Source organism: Psychrobacter sp. HII-4, assembly GCF_904846595.1.
GTDB classification, from domain to species: Bacteria; Pseudomonadota; Gammaproteobacteria; order Pseudomonadales; family Moraxellaceae; genus Psychrobacter; species Psychrobacter celer.
The window spans coordinates 43,321-67,767 of the sequence record NZ_CAJHBJ010000010.1; the positions used below are offsets into that span (position 1 = coordinate 43,321).

General features: G+C 46.2%; 14 protein-coding genes. 4 read left to right on the plus strand and 10 right to left on the minus strand.

Annotation, left to right across the window (positions count from 1 at the left end; all coding sequences use genetic code 11):
* Positions 1-15: 15 nt before the first annotated feature.
* Positions 16-708 carry a TetR/AcrR family transcriptional regulator gene (locus JMX98_RS07000; protein ID WP_075102140.1) on the plus strand — a complete coding sequence of 231 codons (693 nt, stop codon included), beginning with the start codon at positions 16-18 and terminating at the stop codon, positions 706-708.
* A 119-nt stretch (positions 709-827) separates the two neighbouring features.
* On the opposite strand, the gene JMX98_RS07005 is transcribed toward JMX98_RS07000, so the two are convergent.
* The 5 genes from JMX98_RS07005 to JMX98_RS07025 all read right to left on the minus strand — a co-directional run bounded on the left by JMX98_RS07005 (position 828) and on the right by JMX98_RS07025 (position 11,704).
* Positions 828-1,598 carry a hypothetical protein gene (locus JMX98_RS07005; protein WP_201585528.1) on the minus strand — a complete coding sequence of 257 codons (771 nt, stop codon included), beginning with the start codon at positions 1,596-1,598 and terminating at the stop codon, positions 828-830.
* A 172-nt stretch (positions 1,599-1,770) separates the two neighbouring features.
* The gene (locus tag JMX98_RS07010) at positions 1,771-7,101 is read right to left on the minus strand and encodes a DUF11 domain-containing protein (protein WP_201585529.1); all 5,331 of its coding nucleotides are present in this window, start codon (positions 7,099-7,101) and stop codon (positions 1,771-1,773) included.
* Positions 7,102-7,235: 134 nt separating this feature from the next.
* Positions 7,236-9,287, minus strand: a complete 2,052-nt coding sequence (locus JMX98_RS07015) for a DUF11 domain-containing protein (protein WP_201585530.1) — start codon at positions 9,285-9,287, stop codon at positions 7,236-7,238.
* A gap of 43 nt (positions 9,288-9,330) precedes the next feature.
* Positions 9,331-9,795 (minus strand): hypothetical protein, encoded by a 465-nt coding sequence (locus tag JMX98_RS07020; RefSeq protein WP_201585532.1) that lies wholly within the window; start codon positions 9,793-9,795, stop codon positions 9,331-9,333.
* A 268-nt stretch (positions 9,796-10,063) separates the two neighbouring features.
* Positions 10,064-11,704, minus strand: coding sequence for a hypothetical protein (locus JMX98_RS07025; RefSeq protein WP_201585534.1), 1,641 nt, complete (start codon positions 11,702-11,704; stop codon positions 10,064-10,066).
* A 478-nt stretch (positions 11,705-12,182) separates the two neighbouring features.
* Here JMX98_RS07025 and aceE point away from each other — a divergent pair, with 478 nt between their 5' ends.
* Positions 12,183-14,996, plus strand: a complete 2,814-nt coding sequence (aceE, locus tag JMX98_RS07030) for a pyruvate dehydrogenase (acetyl-transferring), homodimeric type (protein WP_201585536.1) — start codon at positions 12,183-12,185, stop codon at positions 14,994-14,996.
* 25 nt (positions 14,997-15,021) lie between these two features.
* Complete coding sequence (locus tag JMX98_RS07035; RefSeq protein ID WP_201585537.1) at positions 15,022-16,773, plus strand: 2-oxo acid dehydrogenase subunit E2; 1,752 nt, start codon at positions 15,022-15,024, stop codon at positions 16,771-16,773.
* 255 nt (positions 16,774-17,028) lie between these two features.
* On the opposite strand, the gene JMX98_RS07040 is transcribed toward JMX98_RS07035, so the two are convergent.
* Positions 17,029-17,658, minus strand: a complete 630-nt coding sequence (locus JMX98_RS07040) for an OmpW/AlkL family protein (protein ID WP_201585538.1) — start codon at positions 17,656-17,658, stop codon at positions 17,029-17,031.
* 284 nt (positions 17,659-17,942) lie between these two features.
* Positions 17,943-18,101, minus strand: a complete 159-nt coding sequence (locus tag JMX98_RS07045; protein WP_201585539.1) for a hypothetical protein — start codon at positions 18,099-18,101, stop codon at positions 17,943-17,945.
* 214 nt (positions 18,102-18,315) lie between these two features.
* Here JMX98_RS07045 and JMX98_RS07050 point away from each other — a divergent pair, with 214 nt between their 5' ends.
* On the plus strand, positions 18,316-19,299 hold the full coding sequence (locus tag JMX98_RS07050; protein WP_201585540.1) for an ion transporter: 984 nt from the start codon (positions 18,316-18,318) through the stop codon (positions 19,297-19,299).
* A 170-nt stretch (positions 19,300-19,469) separates the two neighbouring features.
* Here the strand turns inward: JMX98_RS07050 and JMX98_RS07055 are convergent, their stop codons facing one another.
* The 3 genes from JMX98_RS07055 to JMX98_RS07065 form a co-directional block, all read right to left on the minus strand.
* The gene (locus tag JMX98_RS07055; protein ID WP_201585541.1) at positions 19,470-20,117 is read right to left on the minus strand and encodes a TerD family protein; all 648 of its coding nucleotides are present in this window, start codon (positions 20,115-20,117) and stop codon (positions 19,470-19,472) included.
* A gap of 89 nt (positions 20,118-20,206) precedes the next feature.
* Positions 20,207-21,322, minus strand: a complete 1,116-nt coding sequence (locus JMX98_RS07060) for a helix-turn-helix transcriptional regulator (protein ID WP_201585542.1) — start codon at positions 21,320-21,322, stop codon at positions 20,207-20,209.
* A 224-nt stretch (positions 21,323-21,546) separates the two neighbouring features.
* Positions 21,547-24,297 (minus strand): ATP-binding protein, encoded by a 2,751-nt coding sequence (locus JMX98_RS07065; protein ID WP_201585544.1) that lies wholly within the window; start codon positions 24,295-24,297, stop codon positions 21,547-21,549.
* Between the last annotated feature and the right edge of the window lie 150 nt (positions 24,298-24,447).

A 24,447-nucleotide genomic window follows, 5' to 3' on the forward strand; every position in this document is an offset into this window, starting at 1 on the left:
ATTAAGAGACTTACAATGAGCGAAAATAAAGACGAAAAGATTGAAGACGTATTGGTAGATTCGGAGCTGGCAAAAAAGCTGGTGCCAAATAAGTTTAAGTTTACCAGTCAGCAGGGTCGTGCACGCCGTCAAAAGCTATTGGCTGGTGCCAAAAAGCTAAGCGAAACCCATGCTATTAACGATATTACCCTTGCAGCGGTGTGCGAAGAGGCAGGTATTCCGCGCGCATCTGCTTATCATTTCTTCCCTAATATCGAAGCGATATTTTTAGCGTTGCGTTTTTTGAACGCCATCGAGATATTAGAGATGGTAGAGACGGTCGATATCGGCAATTACGACAGATGGCAGGGGTATTTGACCGCGTTGATCGATAAGTGTGTGACAATCTTTCATAATGATGAAACCAAAGCCAAGCTGATCTATGATACCAATACTCCAGACTTTGAAGGAGACAGTTTCGGTGAAGATATCGATCATCAAATCATAGACTTGGTGTATAAGCGCTTATCAGAGCGCTATGAGATGCCGAATTTTGATGATATTCAAGACACGTTATTGATTGCTTATAGCATCGTCAATGCGATCTTTACTTTGTCTTATCGTCGTCATCAAAGCATCACCAGTGACTATATTCAAGAAGCAAATACGGCATTTATCGCTTATTTGCGCTGTTATTTGCCAGAAAAGCTACCGCGTAAAAACCGTTAGTTGACAGTATGCTACTGGTTGAATAGCAACGAAAAAGCCGACATGCTCACTGCATAGTCGGTTTTTTTATGTCTGTACTTATGCTTGGTGCTTGGTGCTTAGTTAGCAGGGTAGGTGGCTTAGATAGGAGAGAGCGCTTGCCCATGACATGTGTCTTCTCCTGAGTCAAGAGGGGCGTACGTCTCATAATAGCGAACGATACGCGCTTGCAGGGCAACATTGGTCTGTGAGTCGTGAGCATTGACGTAGGCTTGGCGTGCTTGCTCAAGCCAGCGATCGGCCATGCGAAAATGAATCCCTGACTCTCGCCAGCCGCGCGCGCATTGATTGGTGGCCGCCCAAATCAGAGCCACTTCGCTAAACGCCACCTCACGCGGGGCAACAGCGATGCCGTCACTGTCTTTGAAGGCGCTTATAGTTGCCCATAGGTCTGGTCGCATCAAGGCAGACATCGCAGGGATGTCTTGATACAGGCTGATATCTTTTTCTGTGCCATTCTTTAATGATTGCAGTATGGACTCTGCCGTTTGGGCAGCGTAGGCACCAGCGGTAGAGCGGCTATTGATACTGTCCTGATGAATGGCGTAATTCAGCCATGCTTGCGCTTTATAGGCCCAGTAGCGCTGGCGTGCTGTCTTATCCGCTTGCTGATAGGGTTTTACCTGTGTGAGCATACAGCTCAACGCCTGCTGCTGAGTACTTTGGTATTGATAAGAAGGGATGTGACTTTCTAAATTGCTATGGCAGTAGTCATTACTTATCAGTGTGTTGGTTTTGACACGGTCGCTTGCTGCCAATGCTGATGAAGCAGACGTGAGTAGCAATACTGCGGACAGTGCCGTATAAAAAGAGCGTTTATAGGTAGCTACTGTGCTGGCAGACTTCGACATATTACAACCCTTGTATTCAGGCAATCGGTTTTATTTTTTAAGTATTTGTCAATATCAGGACATACCCTAATCACTATATCAAACGTTTATCAGTATATATAAGCCAACTGAAAAATATCAGTACAGTAATAAAAAAATTGCCGCAGCTCAGAGCGACGACAATTTTGTCAGATTATAGCGTCGCGTTGCTCAGCAAACGCTTATTTTTACGTGGGTCTTCGCGTTTGAATAAATCCTCATCAAACTTAAAGCGTAATCTGAAGTATGCGCCTTCTTGCGTACTGTCGTCATAAGCGATGTCGTCATCTTCAAAGCCCATAAAGTTATAACCAAGTGATAACCAGAGGTTAGTCATCGGGCTGTAGCCGACTTCTGCCCCAAGCATATATGACATATCATCCGCTTGCTTGTTCCAGTAAGTACCAGCTTGTAGACCTATATCCCAGCGCTCGCTGACGTCATATAAACCGCGTGCATAGACGGCATGCGCGGTATTTTCGCTGACGATATCATCAGCGTCGTATTGGGTATATTTGCCCGCATAGCGACCAGAGAGAGTGAGCGCGCGCGTTGGATGGTAGTTGCCGCTCCACGACCATATCGTTGTATCTTTTTGATATTGGTCAGTGCCAGTAGCATTGTCGTCTAAGCGGTACTCAAGTTTTGCCAGCATGTCTAGCTGATTGCTATCATAGTCGCGATAGGCAGCGCCTAACTGAAAACGGTTGATGGTGCGATGGCCATCATCATAGTCGACCTGTGAGTAGATGTCCTTGGCAAGTAGGGTAATATCATCGGTATAACGATAGGCGATGCCTGCACTTCCTAATAAGGTGTCGCTGGTTTCGCCCCAACGTTTCTCAAAGCGTCCTGAGGCTTTGTAGTTTTCTTTGGCTAAGTATTCGACCCCAATGCCCGCTGCGGTCGCCGTATTGTCTGTCTCGCCTTCTAGTGATTCGACGCGCTCAAACAAGGTGCTTAGGGTCAGACCTTCTTGCACGTACCATTTGTTTTTGAGACCGATAGCGGCTTCTGCTTCGCGCGCACTGATTGCGTCACGCATACGATATTCGCTATAGACCTTGCCATCCTTCATGTAGGTAGCATCAAAGCCAGCAACAGTACGTTGGCGCTCGTCTGTATCATCAAGGCCATAACTGCCAGATAAGCTATTGATTAAGTCGTGACGCGCATACAAGCGACCGAGGTTACCCAGCGCTGTCTCACCGCCGATGGACGTGGCATTACGAGAGCTGTTTTCGATATCTTGCTCATACTCTGCAAATACCAAGCTATTATTTAGCTTGGGCAGGCGAGAGGTAATACGAGCGCGAGCGGTGGTGCCTTCGATGTCTTTATCCGCATTGCTAACACCATTCAGTGCTGACTGGTTGATAATGTCATCGTTAAATACCGTATCATCAGTGATATCTACCACATCAGTTGCCGCTTGTGTGTTGCGCGAGGCGGCTGTGGCGTCTTGCTTATAGTAACGGACACCAATCTCGCCGACGACATTAGTGCTTAAGCGCTGCTCGATACTGGCAAGCACCCCTTGACGGCTCGCTTCGGTAGTATGGTCTTTGGTGCGTACGCCTTCTAGTTTAAGCGCGGTCTTTTTGTCATTGATGAGATGTGCAACCTCAAAGCCTGACTCTTGACGACCAGCAGTCTGTGGAGAAGCACCAGTGACAAACCCTGTATCGGCATCATGATAATAGGCTTTGGCACGGGTACTTTTCTTGTCGTCATAATCAAGCTCCACTCTGAAAGCGTCGCCTTCGACGTCATTGCCAGTAAGCTCAGTGTTATTGATCTGATTGCTAGGGTCGTAATTGGGATTTTCTGCTTTGTTTTTGGCATATTCAGCGACCAGTTTTAGCTTGTCATTCATCTTGATAACGGTATTAACACTAGCAAGCTGTTCTTTATTAAGCGGATCATCACTATTGACATAGCTGCCGCCGATAGCGACTTTATCCGTGAGCTGATGCTTAACGGCTACGCCGCCAACCAAATAATCGTCACCACCTTCATCCACTTCCACAGTGACGCGCAAGTAGATAGGATTGCCATCGAAGTCTTGGCTAGCGATAGGCGCTTTAAGATATAGACTGCGGCTAATTGGATCAATCTCGTAATCTGCGAAACGGGTGAGCGTCTCACGGTTGACGATTAAGCCAGGGTTATTACGGTCGCGAGTAATCACTTCGATAGTTTCCGAGTTCTCTAACACGGCATCAAAGTCTTCGCCAAGTGGGTAGGGGCCTGAGATACCAAGACCACGTGTTTCATTGACGCGTTGTGAGGTGCTGGTTTCAGCAGCAAAGGCAGTCACACGCGTATTATCATCTTCATACTGGGCTTTCAGACCCGTCAAAGTACGGTTGTACTGACCAAGCTTGATGCCTTCATCATTATCGATTTGAGTTTTTAGATCGCCGTACATGGCGAACGAGCGGCCCTTATCAACGCGCACATAGAGCTTGCTGGTTGACTGCGCGTCAAAACCTTTGGCTGAAGAGTCGCCGTAGACCGGATAGTACTCACCAGGCTCGATATCACGGAACAGGCGCTCGCCTTTTTTATCGCTGTCATAAGCGAGCGTTAATAGATAATCACCGCGTACTTTGCCTTTTAGGAACATAGCGGCGCGGCCTGAAGCGGCATAATCGTCATTACCTGATATCTCATGAAGCTCTTCTTCAAAAGCGCCTTGAGCGTCAGTGATTTGACCGCCATCAAAGTCTTTAAGCGAGATCGCACCTTCGACAATACCGACCGCGATCAGCGGACGTAGCTGCGCGGTAAACTGTAGCGGAATCACTTGTTTTCTGCTACCGGTATCGATGACCAGCTCGCCTTTACCCGGTACGCTTGGCGCGGTGACGGGTATCAGTAGCTCACCACCATTGACGGTAATCTGGGTGCCTGCCGCTTCTTTACTATTATCTTTGAGGTTGATACGGCCGATATTGGTATCGATAGTAATTGGCGTAGAGGCGACATAGGGACGATCATCACGATCCTTTAGGCTGATGACGATTTGATATTCGCTGACCCCATCTGCAGGTACAAGGCTGTCTTGAGTACGATAGTCAATCGCTTGCAAGCTATCTGGCGTCAAGACGTTGATCGTCTGCTCAGAGATGACTTTGCCATTGACGTCAGTTGCCACGCCGCGCAAGGTGTTGCTGCCGCGCTTCAAATCAACTGCGTAATAGTCAAAAGCGGTTACTTTTTGCTTTTCTTGCTCGGCGGTTTTACCGATTTGCTGCTCTGATACGGCTTTGCCATTAGCATAAAGGGTAAAGCTGCTGCCTAGTGGCGCTTGCACTTGTACCATTTGCTTATAGCTGCTGAGCTGCTGGCCTTCGCTTAGATTAATAAAGGCAATATCGTTATTAGCAACCTCTTTTAGAAACTCTTCGAGTACTTTTTCTTTCGGTTGAGTGATAGTATTGACTTTTAGGTCGATACGTTCGTTAGCTGGACTGACCATCTCATTGACGATAGCTGAATCACATTGGATACTTTGCTCTAGCACATCATTAGACTTACAACCACTGGCATCGACGTTGTCATCGTAATCGCGATCGTAGATAGGCTCTAGATCTAGCTTGCTCTTAATCGCTTGCTCAAGCGCGTTATTTTTTGCGCTGATAGACTTACTACGAGCGATGAGCTCTTCGTTTAGACGCTCAGTGCTATCACCCATACTGCCGACGATACCGAAATCGGCACGGTGCAGCTCGCCATATTTCAAATCGACGAAACGGCTACCGGCATCAGCAGTATTACGGTTGCTTTGAATCACTAGTTCTGTAGCGTTTGGAATAGTGGTGCGATCGACTTTTAACACGTGCGTCTTAGCGCTGACACCATAGAAGTTATACTTACCTTCAGGATCGGTGACGATGAAGTTGCCGTTTTCCATATAAATACGCACGCCAGCTACGCCAAGCTCGCCGTCTTCTTTTTGCTGAATACCATCACGGTTGATATCGTGATAGACCTTACCGATGATGATGCCGTCCGTATTCATGACACCGCGGCTGACCTCGATAGGCCATTGCGCTTCAAGCGATGCTATAGGCTCATCATTCTCATCGCGACCAACCGCTGTGGCACGGTTGATACCGTCGCCGCCTAGTGCTGATGAGCCGATAAGCACTCGATAGGTTATGTTCTTGGTGTCGCCTGCGTTCAAATCACCCAAACCTAAAACTTGATATTTGCCATTAGCTTTAAATTGGTTCGTTTGTGCTTGGTTGATAGTAACGTCATTAGACACCTGGCCTTCCGTGATACGAACACTATTTGGCACAATATCAAAACCACGTGGAAGCGCATCCTTTAATGAGACATCATAGGCAGTAGACTTACCATCATTTTTTACACTGATAGTGTAGTTAACATAATCACCAAGTTCAGCTGTTTTTACTTGACTTTCTTTGGTGACTTTTAGTTTTGGCGTCTCGTCAACAATATTAATATTATTGGTAATATTATCAGTAACCGTGTTCAAATCTGTAGTGCTCGGCAAATCATCTATTCCAAGACCTACCGTCGGGGCGATACAGGCCTCCAACTTGACACCTAATATATCACCGTCCAGGGTTTGAATAATATTATCATTTATAGCATTTGCATTATTAGCTGTGGGTACCTCTAAGCGGTATTTCCCGGTATTACTACCTGTTTCCAATGCTTTTAAAGAGTAAGTATCACCAGTCTTAGGTGAGTTAATGGTGACCCAAATCTGATCTTGTTTGTCATCCTGCACATTACATTGAGCATAACCAGCTTGAATATAGATGTTTTGATCAACTTGAGACTTTTTCTTGAAGTCATCAAAGGCGCTATTCATAAAGTCGATACGCGGTTCAACGATTATCACGCTATCAGTAGCGGTAGCGGCTTTTACTGATGGATCTTCTACAATAGTAGCGCCAAGCTGGATATTGGAGGTATCACTATCTTGAGCTTCTGCACTTGTTAATGCTTGAATAATAAGCTGAATGCTCTCTTCTTGATTTAATTTGATTTGCGCTGTTAGGTTCTTGAGAAGGATTTCGCGATCGCCTTCATCGATGATGCCATTGCTATTTAAGTCTTGATAGACTTTTAGGTTGGATAGAGTTTCTTCAGGAGCCATCGTCAGCTCAAAATTTGCTTCATCGGTACTGGTGTTTTCAAGTACATTGACCCAATTAACTATCGTGCCTGGAGAGACAGTCTTTGGTAAAGGTTCTGAGAGTGTCAGACCATAGATGATAGGCGTAGAAGACTTTACTTGTACGGTGTTTGAAGTAGCAGTTAAAGTGTTGCCCGTTTGACTGCCTAAATTAAAGCTCACTTTTGCAGTGTTGTTAATAATTTGCACAGCAGGTGCTGCTGCAGCCATATTCGATTGCATAAGCAACATGGCCAATGTCAGCGTAGAGATCTTCGCTGTACATCCTGCTGTACGTTTGAACGCTGTCATAGTAGGCTTAGTCATAAGTTGCTTATCCAATAAAACATAAATGATGGACTAAATGGTATTCCTCTAACTTAACCAAGATAAATAGCGTTAAGTTAGAGGATGTCTATAAGCGTCAAGTGACACTTATAGAGTTTATAGTGTGTTAATTATTACTCATTAATATCTACAGAGAACTGCAAAGTTGCTGTATCAGTCGGCGTCAGCGTACCAACAGTGGTTGTTATGATCGTGCCATTACTACTGGCAGCTGAAGATATCGATGAGTTGCTGCTGCTGACACTTGAGGTGGCGTCACCATTGTAAGTAGCACCTGCTGAGAACTCAGAGATAGCATCAGAGATAATTAAGTTAGTAACATTAAGATTGCTAAAGGTATTATCAGCAGTAATTCTATAGACGATACAGTCTTCAGGCGTACCGCCATCAATATCTTGATCAGTAAATGGACCACTTACCGTACCTGTACAACCGACGTCTAGATACTGAGTTTTGATTAACTCAACGCCTTCGATAGTGGTCGTGTTGGTGACTGAATCAGAAGCAGGCGCGTCAGTACCGCCTGGAGTCAGTGTCACCACGTTATCTTCAGAGTAACCGATATCGTTTGTATTGCTACCGATAGGACCTTCAGACTGGCCATTAGATTGGACGGTATAGCGAATATTAAGCGACTCAGTCGGTGCGATAGTCACCGATTCAGGGAGCTTATACTCACCATTTTCAGCATTAACCACTTCTAAGGGCTGCTCAGCACCACTGGCATCAACGTAGACAGGATTGGTCACATTAAGTGCATTACCATCAGGGTCAGTGATGGTGATATTAATAGGACGGTCTGTACCGCCTTCAGTAGCATTACCGCCATTGGTAATGGTCTGAGTGTAAGTGACCTCATCGCCTCTCACCGCGATCTCTTTTGCATCATTGTCTTCAATAGTCAACTGACGATCAGTGAAGTTGATAGTAGATGAGGTGTCTTCACCATCTGTGTTCGGACCATCGTCCGGTACTTTTGGCGCATCAGTCGTATCATCAGTACTATCAGAGATGTCAAAGTCACCATCAGGGTTTGGTGTGGTGTCATCATAATTATCATAGAGCGTTAAGTCATTAGTCGCGCTACCCGCTTCGCTAAGCGTGTCTTTATCGACACTGACTTGGAACTCGACAGTCAAGCTTTCACCCACTTTTAGCTCAGGTAGAGTACCTTGTAGTACCTGACGACCTGCGACTGTAGTAACGGTATACTGGTTTGACGGTACTGTCTGACCACCAACAGTTACTGTGTTGTCAATCAGCGTCATGCCTTCGGGCAGTACATCTCTAAAGACCACGTTAGTGGCATCAGCACTATAGTCTGTCCTGACGTTTTCGACATTTAGACTATAAGTGATGTCAGTATTGGCAGCATTTAAATTTAAGCTGTCACAGGTGTTACTCCCTTGACAGGCAGCTGTCTTAGTAATAGCAAATACTGGCAGTTTGACCAGCGTTTGGTTTTCGTTGATTAAGGTAGCATTACCACCTGCAGTGGTGATAAATGAGCTGGTTGCCTCTAGAGTACCGACGCCAGTATCGCCGCCATCAGCAGTGGCAGGCGTAGTGGTTGAATAACTAAGAGCGGCTTCAACACCAGGCGGTAACTGAATCGTACTACCGCTTGAAATTGTGCCGCTTTCAGCTTGTCCTAATGCGGTCAAAGCGTTTTGCTGCTCTGTACTAAGAGGATCACCGCCTACAGCGCGAAGGGTATAAGTAATATCGCTATTATTATTGAGCGGGTAGTCTTGATCATCAGTTACAATACCAGCGTTGTTGTTATCGGTGATATTTAGAGTATAAGTGTCATTGACGTTACCGTTGTTTTGTAAGGTATGCTCAAAAACGCTCGTGCCTTCTGGTGTGGCAGTAACGTCTTCGTTCTTATCGTCATCAATAGTGCCGTCAGCAGCGGTATCATTGAGTGTTGCAATAAGCGAGAAGTTTGCCGTTTCAGTGATATTGACCGTCACTTTATTAGACTGTACTTTAGGCTGTTCGACATTATTGACCGTATATATGGCAGTTGCTTGGTTATTAATCGGTTGTGCGCCAGTACTGACGGGACCTGAGTTTGTAGCTGCCATAGCGCCAGTCGACACACCCATAAGCGCGGCGACACCGACAGCAAGCAAGCTATAATTAAAAGTATTCGATTTCATGCGGTAAATCTCCTAGGGTTTAAAGCAAAGTGTTGAGCGAGAGTTATTCAACGATAGCGTTGAGTGCTACAGCGGCAGATTTCTTGGCTGGCAATAATTTAATATTCCAGCGTAGAGTGCGGTATTCAGAATATGGAATCTTGACCATCTTGCCATCGACTTTACGCATCAGCGGCATATCAGCGTAGTTCTTGCCATCGATACTGGCTTGAGCACTAGCGGGTGATACTTCGCCAGTAAAGGTCATGTTTGCTGGAATGGGTAGGGTCACTGCTAGATCGTTGATGCTTTGATTGATGGTATTGGTATAAGTCGCTTTATATTGAATAACAGTACCTTTTGGCGCTGTTCTCACGGGTAAGTAACTGACTTCGCCTTCTGCGTTTTTAATTACTTTATTAGCAGTCAGTTCCATTTTTAGAGCGTCGTCAGCATGAGCAGTACCTAGCAAACAAGCAGAGGCAAAAGTTGCTAGCATGACATTATGTAATAGGTTAAAACGTTTCATATAAAATCCTTTCTTAGAACATGACTATCAGTAAAAAGCGAACGTCGTATATCATGATGGAGGAGCTAGTAATCTAATATCATTCATCGTTTTAAAAGGCATCTATCTCCCTTTTTTCTATTTTCACGTAATTAATACAATTAATCATCACAAAAATGACAACTGGCATTTTGGAGGATATAAACGGTAAAAACCCTGTCTGGTTAGACAGGGCTTTTTTGTATTAGAAAAGGAAATAGTAAGAATCTAGAGTTGCAATAGATAATAGCTACTGAGTGTTCGCTGTAGTGCCATATTTGGTATTAAAATAAAAGTTACGGTTTGATCTGGCGTTTAGGGTAAAGGGATTGGTTATTACTGTACCGTTATTACCGATAGCCACACTATTAGAAGCATAGTCGGTTGTACTGGCTACTGGATTGGCTAAGGTTGAGGTAACCGCTGCGCCATCACTTTTGCTTTGCAGTTTATCCTGCATCACAAAGTTTGTGATGGGGAGATTAGCGCGATTAGTGGCGGTAATGCGATAAGCAATACACTGACCAGGGGTAAGGGCATTTCCATTATTAGCACTTTCGCTAAAGCCCTTTCTAAGGTCTGTTTCACCTACACGATTGAGAGCAGGATCAGTATAAGGGATGGTAGAAGGACAGTTATTAACGTACTGAGCTTTTCTAAGTACTAATGCTGCGTTTTCGGTAATGACGCGACCAAAGTTTCTGTTGGGATAATGATAAGTGGTAGTGGTAAACCCAGTATTGATATTGTCTGTCGTGGTTCGGATAGGGTAAGAGTTGCCTGTTCTACTCTCAACTAGGCAAAGATTTGTATTACTACCTAAAGTGGTTTTAGGAATACTAATCTGATAAGCACCAGTCGGTGCCCCAGGTTTGATAACTGATTGGGTTGGATAAGTCGTTCCGTTTGCACAATTTGTCAACCTTACCGTACTTCCGCTAATACCTGATTCTAATGGCGTATCGAACAGACCGTTAAAGTAGCTAGGGTTGTTAGCATAAGGACTACTGTTACTGGTGATATCTGCATTGTCAGCATCTGCTTGCATATTGGTAATACCGCCATTATCGTTGAACACTATACCAGAGAAAATGTATTGAGGAACATAGCAATAGTTATCTACTCTAAAATCAATCTCTTGATTAGTTGGGTTGCGGAAAAAACGTCCTCTATTTGTGTAGCGAATATTAATTGAAGCCACAGGTTGCGAGAACTGTACCGAACCTTGACAGGCAGTTCCAAGGTTTTTAGCACGGCAGTTAACAGAAGTTCTGGTGGTATACAAGCCTTGAGAATAGTCAATATTCGAACCCGTTATCGGCTGCAAATTAGCTTCTATTGTATTATCCGCTTCAGTGACACCAGTGATTTGAACATAATCATTAAAGTTACTACCCCTCCAACTAAATGCATAATCAATGTCAAAAGCACTAATTGCGACGTTTGTTAAATATATGGGTTGCTCAGTTATACTGTTAAGAAACTCTAGCTTAATATCTGTATAATCAGACGGAGTTGGAAATGTGCGTCTGATGTTAATAGCATTTTTATTGTCAGATGTGATCACACCAAAGTTACTTTTCACTGTACTAGTACTAGATTCTTCAGTACTCATTCTTATTTGTAAAGGAATCTTGCCTCCATCGTTACCAGCTACGTTGACATAAGTACCAAAACCAGTAACCAAATTATTATAATCGCCATTAGTTAAAGTACCTTGGGCAGCATCTGCAACCCCATTACAATTAGCTCCAGGGTTTGCTAACAATGCAAACGATGAGGTACTTATCAGTGACAATATCATAAAGCCTATCAAACTCAGTATTTGAGATTGATACTTATTGAATGAAAAAGCATTCGCTATATTTAAGGATTTTTTAGCCTTATACATGTCACTATTCCTAAGAATCAAGGTTGCTCAATTAATATGATGGTTAACCATATTTATACAAATATACTAGTATAGGATACTAATAAGCAATTTGTCATAAATCCAGTATAAAGTTACCAGTGGTCGATTTGGCATGATAAAAAGTAAATTATATTCATAAAATTACACATAAATAAATTACAATATTGTCATTTTTAAAAAAACTAATCATTATTTATTTAAAAAATACATCTCATGTCGCCATTTTTTTATCGCTATAAACAACTTTCCCATAAGCGCCTATAATGGAGAGTTATTATCATTTGATGATCGAATATAGCAGTCGATACATCTCTTAAAGTACGCCAGAACCACTCCGATAAATTTAACAAGGAAGTCCTTGAGTAAACCATTTCCACACGCCAGTATGCAGTAATACTTTGATTTAATAATACCCTGCCACCGAGTAGGGGTGACCGATAGAAAAGGATCCATAACGATGAACTATTATAAGGATGCTGACAGCACCGAAACCCAAGAATGGCTTGAAGCCTTTGAGTCTGTGATCAAACATGCAGACAAAGATCGCGCGCAGTTTTTACTAAAAGCCTTATACAATATGGCGGTGCAAGAAGGCCTGCCATTCAACCGCCTTGATACTGCTTATATCAATACCATCGCAGTCGAGGACGAGCCGATGTATCCTGGCGACTTGACCATTGAGCGTAAGATCCGTGCGCTGATTCGCTACAACGCGCTGGCGATGGTGATGCGTGCCAACAAAAACGATGATGATCTAGGTGGCCATTTGGCGACATTTGCCTCTAGTGCCACGCTGTATGAGACAGGCTTTAACCATTTTTTTCGAGCCGCAAGTGATCATTTCGGTGGTGACATGGTTTATTATCAAGGTCACTCCGCGCCAGGTATCTATGCCCGTTCTTATTTAGAAGGCCGCTTGAGTGAAGACCAGTTGGATAATTTTCGCCGTGAGGTCGGTGGTAAAGGCTTATCAAGTTATCCGCATCCCTATCTGATGCCGGACTATTGGCAGTTCCCAACGGTCTCTATGGGACTTGGCCCGATCATGTCGATTTATCACGCGCACGTCCATCGCTATATGGAAAACCGTGGCTTGCTCGAAAAAGAAGGCCGTAAAATTTGGACTTTCTTAGGTGATGGCGAGACAGATGAGCCGGAGAGCTTGGGTGCCATCTCGCTTGCTGGCCGCGAAAAACTAGACAACCTAATTTGGGTCATCAACTGTAACTTGCAGCGCCTCGATGGCCCTGTGCGTGGTAATGGCAAGATTATTCAAGAGCTAGAGTCGGTATTTCGTGGTGCAGGCTGGCGCGTGATTAAAGTCATCTGGGGTGGTAACTGGGATACACTGCTTGATAAAGACGTGACAGGTGTGCTCAAGCACCGTATGGAAGAAGTGGTCGATGGTGAGTACCAGCTATATGAGGCACGTACTCCTGAATTTACCCGTAAAGAGTTTTTTGGGAAATACCCAGAGCTTGAAGAGATGGCCAATGAGCTGTCTGACCATGACATCGCGCGTCTAAACCGTGGTGGTCATGACCCAATGAAGGTCTATGCTGCCTTTAGTGAAGCCATGAAGACCAAAGGTCAACCAACAGTTGTCTTGGTCAAAACAGTCAAAGGTTATGGGCTCTCGACGCAAGCGCAAGCGGTGAATAAATCGCACCAAATCAAAAAGCTAGATCATGAGTCATTGAAGTATTTCCGCGATCGTTTTGATTTGCCATTCAATGATGAAGAGCTTGAGACGCTGCCGTTCTATCGCCCAAAAGAAGACTCGCTTGAGATGAAATATCTAAAAGGTCGCCGTGAAGCGTTGGGCGGTCATTTGCCAAACCGTCGTAGTGGTCATATTCCTTTAAATATCCCTGATTTATCGATTTTTGATCGTATCTTAAAAGGCAGTAATGGCAAAGAGCAGTCGACGACCATGGTGTTTGTCCGTCTGTTATCAGCGATGCTAAAAAACAAAGACATTCAAGATCGCGTCGTGCCGATCGTTCCTGATGAAGCGCGTACCTTTGGTCTAGAAGGCATGTTCCGTCAGTTAGGTATTTACTCGGCGTCAGGACAAAAATACACGCCAGAAGATAGTGAAGCGCTGATGGGCTATAAAGAAGCCATCGACGGTCACATGTTGGAAGAAGGCATCAACGAAGCAGGGGCGATGAGTACCTGGATTGCGCTGGCGACCAGCTATTCAGTCAATGCGCTGCCAATGATACCGCTGTATATTTACTATTCTATGTTTGGCTTTCAGCGTGTGGGCGACTTGGCATGGGCGGCAGGCGACTGTCAGGCACAAGGTTTCTTACTTGGTGCGACAGCAGGCCGTACGACGCTCAATGGCGAGGGCTTGCAGCATCAAGATGGCCATTCGCATATTTTGTTTAACACCGTACCGAACTGCGTGAGTTATGACCCTTGCTTTGGTTATGAGCTGGCGGTCATTATGCATGATGGTCTGCGCCGGATGTATGGCGAGGGTGAGCGCGTCTATTACTACTTAACGCTGATGAACGAAAACTATGAGCAGCCAGCGATGCCAGAGGGCGTAGAGGAAGGCATCAAGCGCGGGATGTATTTGCTAGAAGACAATGGCTCAAGCCAAGTACAGCTGCTTGGTTCTGGAGTTATCTTACGCGAAGTACAAAAAGCGGCGAAGATTTTAAAAGAAGAGTTTAATATCACCGCAAACGTCTGGAGCGTTACCAGCTTTAATGAGCTGACGCGTGATGGTATGGCATGTGATGACTACAATCGCTTGCACCCAATGGATGAAGAAAAAGTGCCATGGGTCACAGAGCAATTGGCACCGCATAAAGGGGTGGTGGTCGCGGCAACAGACTATATGCGTAACTACTCAGAGCAGATACGTGGCTGGTTGCCTGATAGCCGTCCTTATACCACATTGGGTACCGATGGTTATGGTCGCTCAGATACCCGCGAAAAACTACGCAGCTTCTTCCATGTAGATGCCGCTCATATCGTGGTGGCGACGCTCAAGCGCTTGGCAGATGAAGGCGAAGTAGAAATGCGCTTGGTCAAAGATGCCATTTCAAGCTTTGAGATTGAGGCCGATCAGCCGCCAGCATGGCAGCAGCAGCCTTATTACGATCATTTCCCAGATGCACCAGCTCCTGACAACATCAACCCAAGCCCTGTGCCTGAGTTTGTCAGTGAAGAGGATGATGAAATTAGTAATGAAGGCCGCGCCGAAGATCAAGCTGACGCGACGCTGCTCAATGACGATGATGTCAAAGAATAATAACGATAAGACGAGGAGATAAACCATGGACATTAAAGCCCCCGATTTGGGTGTCGATAGTGCCGAAGTCAGCGAAATTATGGTCGAAGTTGGCGATGTCATCGAAAAAGACGACAATATCATTTTATTAGAGTCTGACAAGGCATCAGTGGAAGTACCAAGCTCTGCTGCTGGTAAAGTCACCAAAATCAGCGTTGCTGTTGGTGATCAAGTCAGTGAAGGCATGGTGCTCATTGAGCTTGAGAGCGCTGCGGCCGATACACAAGCAGAAGCACCAGCCAGTGAAAAGAGCACTGATGACGCCCGCAATCAAGCGGATGAAAAGGATGCTGGCGCACAGTCTGAGGCCACATCTGAGTCTCAAGCTGCTGATGCTAGTTCGTCAGAGTCCAAACATCCTGCGCCGAGCGCGGGTACAGCCAGTACACACGCATTGCCAGATTTAGGTGTTGAAGAAGCGCAAGTGGCCGAGATCATGGTCAGTGTCGGTGATACCGTCAGTGCCGAGCAATCGATTTTGTTGATTGAGTCGGACAAGGCCTCGGTGGAAGTACCAGCCCCTATCGCTGGTAAGGTCGAAAAAATACTGGTCGAAGCAGGCGATATGGTCGCCAACGGTCAAGATTTTATTGTCATTATTGGTGAGGATGAGACCAGTAGCACGTCTGAAACACAGGGGTCTAGAACAGAAGCTGTGTCAGCCAAAGCAGATAGCGAGGCTGGCAGCAGTGAGCAGCAAGCCAGTGCTAAAAAACAGTCGACCGCTGCGCCAAAACAAAGCGCTCAAGCGACAGGCGCTAGTGCTGCCAGCAAAAGCGGTGGCAAGCTGACAGAAAGTCAGGTGAATGAAAAGCTTGTCGATGTGTATGCAGGTCCTGCTGTACGTAAGCTAGCACGCCAAATGGGTGTAGATATTACTCAAGTGAGTGGCTCAGCGCTCAATGATCGTATCTTAAAAGAAGATGTGTTTGCTCATGTCAAAGAAAGCTTAAGCAAACAAAAAGCGGCGCCGACAAACAGCGCTGGCGCTCAGGCAAGCCTGCCAAACTTACCCGATATGAGTAATACCGAGATTTGGGGAGAGACTGAGACTCAGGATTTAAGCCGCCTACAAAAGGTCTCTATACCGCAGCTTAACTACAATACCTTGCTGCCACAAGTCACACAGTTTGATTTGTCCGATATTACCGAGACTGAAAAACTGCGTGGTGAGCTCAAAGGCGGTATGAAAGCTGAAGGTATTGGCTTTACTATCCTAGCCTTTGTGGTAAAAGCGACGGCTCATGCCTTGACGCAGCACCCACGCTTTAACAGTCATTTGAGCGATGACAATACTCAGATTATCGTACGCAAAAGCGTCAACATGGGTATCGCTGTGGCGACGGATGATGGGCTTATCGTACCCGTTATCAAAAACGTTCAAGACAAAGGTCTTAAGCAGATAGCTATCGAGATAGGCGAGCTGGCAGCAAAGGCGCGTGATAAAAAGCTTGGCGCTAAAGACTTGCAAGGCGCAAGCTTTACGATTTCGAGCCAAGGCAACCTAGGTGGTACCGCCTTTACGCCGTTGGTCAATTGGCCACAAGTGGGTATCTTAGGGGTCTCTGAGGCCAGTATGCAGCCGCGCTGGAACGAAACCAAGCAGACGTTTGAGCCGCGTTTGATGCTGCCGCTGTCGTTGTCTTATGATCACCGAGTGATTAATGGTGCTGATGCAGCAGTGTTTACCCGTTATATCGCCACCTTGTTAGCCGATCCGCGCCGTATCTTGCTGTAGCTCTGACTGGCAGCACTTTTGAGTGCTGTTTGGCTAATAGCGGCTGATAGATTGCATCAAAGGTTATGTATTATAAAAAGACTGTCTGCACGGATGGTCTTTTTTTATGGGCTTATGAGATAAAGTGCGCCAATATTATAGTGGATCGATTATAAAAAACTAGAATAAACAGATTGCAGCAAATCACACCAACAAAAAAGCCAGCACATCGGCTGGCTTCTTATCTGGCATACTTTACTTGCTATGATAGATTTATTAGAACTGTTTTACAAACGCAACGCCATATACCCATGGGCTGATATCGACTTCACCTAAGTCACTACCGTTTAGGCTAGCGTCAGTTTTGATGTCCATGTAGCGCGCATCGATACGGAAAGACTCAGTAGGTGCATATGGGATGTCAAGACCGATATGACCAGCAACGCCAACGCTATCGTCTAGCTCTAAATCATTACCGTTACCTAGGTAAACTCTTTCTTTAAAGAAAGTTGTATAGTTCACACCAACACCAACGAAAGGCTTCACATTCATAGGCAAGTTATCGCCGTCAAAGTGATACTGTACAGATAGAGTAGGGGGTAGATGCTGAGTTTTGGCATCAACTTCGTTACCATTTGCATCAGTTAGCGTGATGTCATGATGGAATGGAATGGCTGCTAGTAACTCGATGCCGACGTTATCAGCAACAAAGTATTCGCCACTGATGGTTGGGCGCACATCGCCATCAACATCTACTGATAAGCCATTGTCTAAAGTACCGTTGTCGCTTTTAGGGTCAACATAATGTGCACCAGCGGCCACTGTCCAAGTACCAGCAGGTACGGCAAAGGCGGAAGTCATAGTAAGTGCAGTAGCAGCGGCTAAAACTAGGGATTGTAGTTTCATCGTTTGATTCCTTAACGTAGTAGAGGATTATCAGTCAGCTAATGAGGGATGACAGTAGTGACCAATACATAATATTATGATTATTGATTAATCTGTAACATTATAACGCCATTATAATACAAAACCACTATTTCTGTAAGGTAATAAATGGTTATTCTCAGTATTAAGCCAAGATTTTTGCGTAAAGTTATCGATATCGAGGTATTGTGAACTTTTAAGAGTAAGTTATAGGTAAAGGATAAAGGTTTTATTTTATAAATGGAGGCGCGCCATACTATGCTTGGTTATTGTAGTAACTCTCCTCTGCGTTGTACTAACGCACGGACGATGCAGCTATTAAATGAAGTAGATGGCTGTTGTCCTGAGTGCCATCTGTTTTTGTTGCCTGCCCAAAATATCAGCCACCAGTTAAAGGTCGATGAACGGTTTTTACGATCGGCCATCTTGGCAATTGCCTTTACGCTGCTGATAACTGTCTATATTTACTATAAAAATTTTGTATAATCTGAGGGCACACGCTAGCTGTGGATAACACGCAGCCGCCGATCGACGCCTTTTAAGTCAGCTTTGGCATTATGGTGGTCACGGTGATGTTTTTTGCGGCAATGGCGATTTATTTTATTTATCCACGCGCGGGTTTTACCGCATAAGGTCAGCATGCTATTCCAATCTATCCGGCGCTTACGTTTTTTCGTTTATGATATTTTGCAAAACGATGAGCATGACACTCGGTTTAGCCGTTATGTGGACTACTTCCTGATTTTTTTGATCATGACCAATGTCGCCGCTGTGATTGCCGAGTCTGTAGACAGCTGGTATTACCCTTATCAAGACTATTTTATTTGGTTTGAAAATTTCTCTATCGTTATTTTTTCTATCGAGTATTTGTTGCGTCTGTGGAGTGTGGCCGAAGCCAAACCAGATAATACCACTTGGCGTCAGCGCTGGGAGTGGCTCAAAAGCCCGTCGGCGATGATCGATTTGATTGCAATCGTCCCTGCCTTTTTAAACTTCTTTGTCTCTATTGACTTGCGTTTCTTGCGTATTTTGCGTCTGTTTCGGATTTTGAAACTCACCCGCTACTTTGCCTCTATGCGTATCTTGCTGGTGGTCATTAGTAAAGAAAAAGGCTCGTTTCAAGCGGTTATCTTTATCTTGATTATCATGATTGTCACCGCCTCTAGCGGGATTTATTTGGTCGAAAATCACGCGCAGCCAGATGAGTTTGAGTCGATACCGAAGGCGATGTGGTGGGCGGTGGTGACGCTGACGACCGTCGGCTATGGTGATGTCATACCGATCACCAATGCAGGCAAGATATTGGGTGCCATCATTACCATATTGGGTGTGGGTCTGGCGGCATTGCCAGCTGGTATCTTGGCGACTGGTTTGGCCAATGAGCTGGCCCAGCGCCGCGAGGAGTTAGAGCAGCATTTTCGTGAGCAGCTGATTGACAGTGATTTTGATTTGGTGCAAAACCAGATGATGATTGACAAGATTCGCCGTGAGCTGGGGCTGGACAAGGAGCAGGCGCAAAATATCGTCTTACAAGTACTGCGTGAGCAAGAGCTTGAGCGCCGCGAAAGAGAGGTGGAAAGGCGGCAAAAGAATTACTGCCCGCACTGCGGCGAGCCGTTATAGAGCAGTGCACCACTCAACACTCCCTAGTCTTTTTTATCCGTTTTGTGTTTGAGAGGTTTTTACAGCTTTATTTCCACATATCCATTCTTGCGATTTCATTTTTATGGTCTGATTTTTTGGTTTTCATGGCTGCAGTCAAACGCTGTGGCTGATTTCTCTTTATAGGCTTTTTATAGGCCTTGAGGGATAGGAAGGGCGCGCGCCAGTTCATAGGCGACTTGCTGCGCGGCTGTGGCTAAATCCTCTGCTGCCAGTGGTAAGTTTTGCAAAGTTAGATGCCAGTCATCTACTTCTCGGCGCAAATGAGCGACCCAAAGTGTTTGGCAGTCGCGTGGCAGCTGTTTGAGATTGACTTCAAAACAGCGATTGCCTTCATCATCACTCAGGTGTATCTCGCCTTTCTTGACTCGAGAAAAAGGGTGGCCGTGATAAGAGCTGGCCATCATGGCAATATGGGTGATATGCGCAGGAATTTTGTCTAAATACAGTCTGATCTGCTCTTGATCAAGCGGTGCCAAATACATGGCCTGCTCACCGCGATCTTTGCCATTTAAGCTATCGCCTTGATGGCGTACCGACTCCGCTTTGTCTCGCAGCTGCTTAAACCAAACGATATCGCTGATGGTGCATTTGTCATCGTATAACGCGCACGCGATGTCGATATCTATCGCGCCTTGGTTTTTTTTAAAACGTTTTAGCAGTCCCTTTGGCTCAATTCTGGTAAATTCGTAGTTTAGCGCAAAAAACAAAGTCCCCGCATCTAAGCCTAGTCCTCTTAAGCTGTCGGAAAGTAGTGGCGATGGGGTCGTGGTCGACATAGTATTCCTTTTACAATGGTTCGAGTTGCAATGGTTCGAGGATGTTATCGTGGTTTGAGTCTGTAACGCTTAAGACAAAATAACACCAGTTAATCAGGCTTATTATCAGTGGCGTTATTGGCGCTGTTATCCAAGACGGCTCGATATAGCAGCTCGGGATGAGCATCGAGCAGGCCACTACCAAAGCCGCGTAACCACCAAACCAGCTGTGAGGTTAGGTTGACCGTGGCTTTGATGGTTAGGGTGTCGTCATCATTGACGGTGACGACTTGATCGTCACTAAGCTTACTTTCTGTCAGACTCTTGCCAGCTTGTTTGGTGAATTGTAGCTCAATGGCCGTGTTTTTGCCACGCTCAGGCAGCTCGCCAAACAACGGATGACTAAAGCCCATACTGCCTGCCTCCAAATAGGTATCGAGCTGAAAATCCTCTGGCGTTTGTGCCGGACTCTCTAAAATCTCGACGCTATCAAACCGGTGCAGAGCAAAGGTGCGAATGATGGCTTCTGGGTCATCGGTACGGGTCGCTAGTAAATAGATAATCACGCCGCGCTGAATGATGGCAATGGGGTTTAGCGTATATTCGCTGGCCTCATTTTTGTTGCTACGGGTGTAGCAGGCTTTGACCTGCAATTGATAAAAAAGCGCGTGATACAGATTGTCTTTGCTTTCGAGGTCAATGTGCGGGGCGATTAAGGGCTGGGTGGCAGGCTCAATGCGTACTCGGTCGATCCAAGAGTGCGTGACTTTACTGTTTTTTAGCTGTCGTCTTGCTAAATCAAACCAAGGAAACAGCTCATCTAAAATCACGGGCGGTAATAGCTGGGTGAGGTTGGCCTCTACCATATTAAAAGCCACCGCTTGTGATAGATTCATATGCGGTAGGCTGTGTAGCGGGGCATCGTCACGCCAGCGCCAGCCTTGCGGGTTGGCGTTGTTTTTTTCGATGGGAAAGCGTTTGGACAAGGCGTTTAGGTCGCGCTGTACGGTGCGTAGACTGATGTCAAACCCTGCAAGTTTGAGCTGCTCATAAATGTGCGTCGTTCCCACCCAGCGATTGCGCTGCAGCTGTGAGAGTACTTGCCACTGCCGCGCTGTGGTCGCCGCGCCATGACGATTATTATGATGAGCCTCTGCAGCAGAGGCATCGGTGCTCGTGCGCTGCTCGTCTATTCGCTCATCTGTGTGGGTATGATGTACAGTCATTCAGAGATAACCTTTATGAAGTCGTAAATCAATGTCGCAATCGATATGGATATTTTAATGCTAATATTTTAACGCTGGTATTTTAATGAATCCGTCGCGGGTTATCATGGCAGAAAAGCAGCTTGACGTCTATCTTGACATCTATGTTGTGTCTATCATTGATGCGCAGCGTATGATAAACGACGGTAGCAGGTCGTCAGCCCATGCTCTGATGCCTGTCACCATCAGGGCTGGGAGATATCAGGCGACTCATCAGCTGTCGTGATATCCGCGCTTGAGTCGTCATTACCTTTTTTGCCCTTATCCTCTTGACGTTGACGTCTTTTTTTCTTGTCTTTTTTCTTTTTTGCCTTGCGCTTTTTTTGGCTGGTTTGCTTGGCGTCTTTATCCTCAATATCGTCATCGACGTTTTGGTTTTCGTCCCACAGCAGTAAGCGATTTAATACTTTGCCAAACAACGTGTCTTTACGATAGCGGCCTTTTTTATTCATAGTGTCGACAGGCAGTCCTGTCATCAGTGTCAACGCCTCACTTAAGCTCTGCACCCCATAGATATGAAACTTACCAGCTTCGACTGCAGCGATGATGTCGTCGCGCAGCATCAGCTGCTGGACGTTGGCAACAGGGATGACCACGCCTTGCTGACCTGTCAGTTCTTGCTCGTGGCAAGCATCAAAAAATCCAGCGATTTTAGCGTTGATGCCACCGACAGCTTGTACCTCCCCTAATTGGTTCATGGAGCCAGTAATGGCTAAGGACTGATCGATTGGTACATCCGCTAAGGCTGAGAGCAGCGCGCAGCCTTCGCTGACCGTGGCGCTGTCGCCATCGATCTGCGCGTAGCTTTGCTCAAAAGCAAGTGAGGCACTAAAGTTAAGGGCGTGGTGTTGACTAAACAGCCCCCGCAAATAGCTGGTCATAATCAGCATGCCTTTAGCATGTAGACTACCGCCCAAATCCACATCGCGCTCGATATCGAGGATCTCACCTGCGCCGATGTTGGGTTGAATGACGGCAGTGAGGCGTGCTGGCATGCCAAACTCGCTATCGGCATAGCTGACTACAGTTAGGGCGTTGACTTGCCCGACCGCATGACCTTGGGTTTGAATGAGCTGCTGGCCGTTTTTTAGCTCATCCCAATATAAGTCGCGCAGATACCCTGAGCGCTCGTCCATATCGTCAATGGCTTGCATGACGTGATGGGCATCAACGATATGCTGGCCACCTAAGCGCGCATGGCGATCAGACTCGTGCAGCAGTTTGATCAATAAGTCGCTGTGTAAGCTTAAGCGGTCTTGGTCTTCGGCTTGTAAGCTCAAATGCTCAAGCAGCGCCGCCTGTGCATTGCGATTGAATGGATAGAGACTAGCATGATCGATGATATCAGCCATTTTTGCCACCAATGCCAACTCGTGCTCAGGGCTGCGCGTCACATCGTCGTGGAAGTCGGCACGCACCTTAAAGACGGCATCAAACTCAGGCTCAAGCTCCAAAAGCTCGTAATATAGGTCAGCTTCGCCCAGCAAAATCACCTTGACCTCAAGGTCAATGGGTGACGGCGCAAGTGATAAGCTACCCGTCAAAGTCAGCATTTGCTCAAGGCTCGAGAGTTTGATTTTACGTGATTGCAGAGCGCGTTTGAGGCCTTGCCAAGCATAAGGATGCTCAAGTAAATGACTGGCCTCCAACAACAGATAACCGCCATTGGCACGGTGTAGGGCGCCCGCTCGAATCATGCTGACGTCAGTGGTGACTGTGCCCAACTGGGTGATTTGCTCGACATGGCCCAATAGGTTTAGATGCGTCGGCAAATCCTCAAAGACCACAGGTGCACCACTGTCTGGCGCGTGACTGACGATGACATTGACCGCATAACGACTGGGAGTGGTGGCCAGCGCTGCTGTGACAAACTCTTCATCATCGCCATTGACGATGCGCTCGGCATGCGTGACCATATCTGCAGATACGGCTTTTAGGTAATCGACGACTTGTGGCTGAGCTGCAAACTGCTGATAAACTGGGGCAAATAATGGCTGTAGGGCACGGCGTGCAATGTCACGATGCAGTGCCTCGATGGCGTCATTAGCTTCGTCTTCTAATTGCTCTAGTGCGATGGTGAGCTGACTTAAGCGCTTTTGCATGTGGTTTTTTTGTACGAAGTTGTCGAGCTCGGCTTCGTACTCGTCATTGCCAGAGAGTATCTCGTCTTGCTTGCCACGACGATGCGCCGTCTCATTGGGCTTGGCTGCGGCGTACGGATTATCTGACCTAGGGCTGGTGGGAGTGTGCTCAGCGGCGGTATCGGCGGCGAGCTGACTTGGATGGACAAACACCGCTTTGTTATCAAACGAGCGAAACGTCAAAGCCAAGTCGTATTGCTTGCCTTCGGCATTGAGCACATCATAAGCCTGACTTTCTTTTTGATGGGTGTCGTTTTTGATGGCTTCTATTTTGCTTTGGTATTGATCACTGCGAAAACGCTGACTGAGGCGTTTTTTGGCTTGCTGCCACAACTGACTCACCTGCTGCTGCAATATCTCTGCTTGTCCAGCGGGTAGGGATAATGCTTGCGGCGTACGAGGATCAGCGAAATTATGCACATAGACCCAGTCATCAGGCGTTGGCGCATCGGCAGCGATGCGAGTCAGTAAACGGCTGATAACCGTACGTTTGCCCAAACCGTTTTCGCCCGCGGCAAACACATGATAGCCACTGGCTTTGATGTCTAGGGCAGTTTGCAATGCTTTTAGCGCTCGCTGCTGGCCAAAGCCCACGTCCAAATCAGGGGCAGTTCGGGTGTCGCTTGGCAGTGCCGCAGGATCGCTGTAGCGCTTCAATTGCGCAGCGCTTAGGTGGCAGTGCTGCTTCACTTCTAAAAAACGTGGATGCAGCTGCGTTACCTTTTTTGCGTGTTTTGTCTGTTCTTTGGTGGTGTCTATTGCTGGGTGGGTCAGCTGAGTCGAGGGTGTTACCATATCATTAGTGTCTTGTTTGGTCGCGTTTTTGATGATTGGGAAATGTTGCTATGAGGCGGTTTGATTATCGGTGTCTAGGATGCGGCCTTTAAAAATGAGCGATTGGTTTTTTTAGTATATTTCATCATAAAGCTGCGGTCTTTGCTGCGT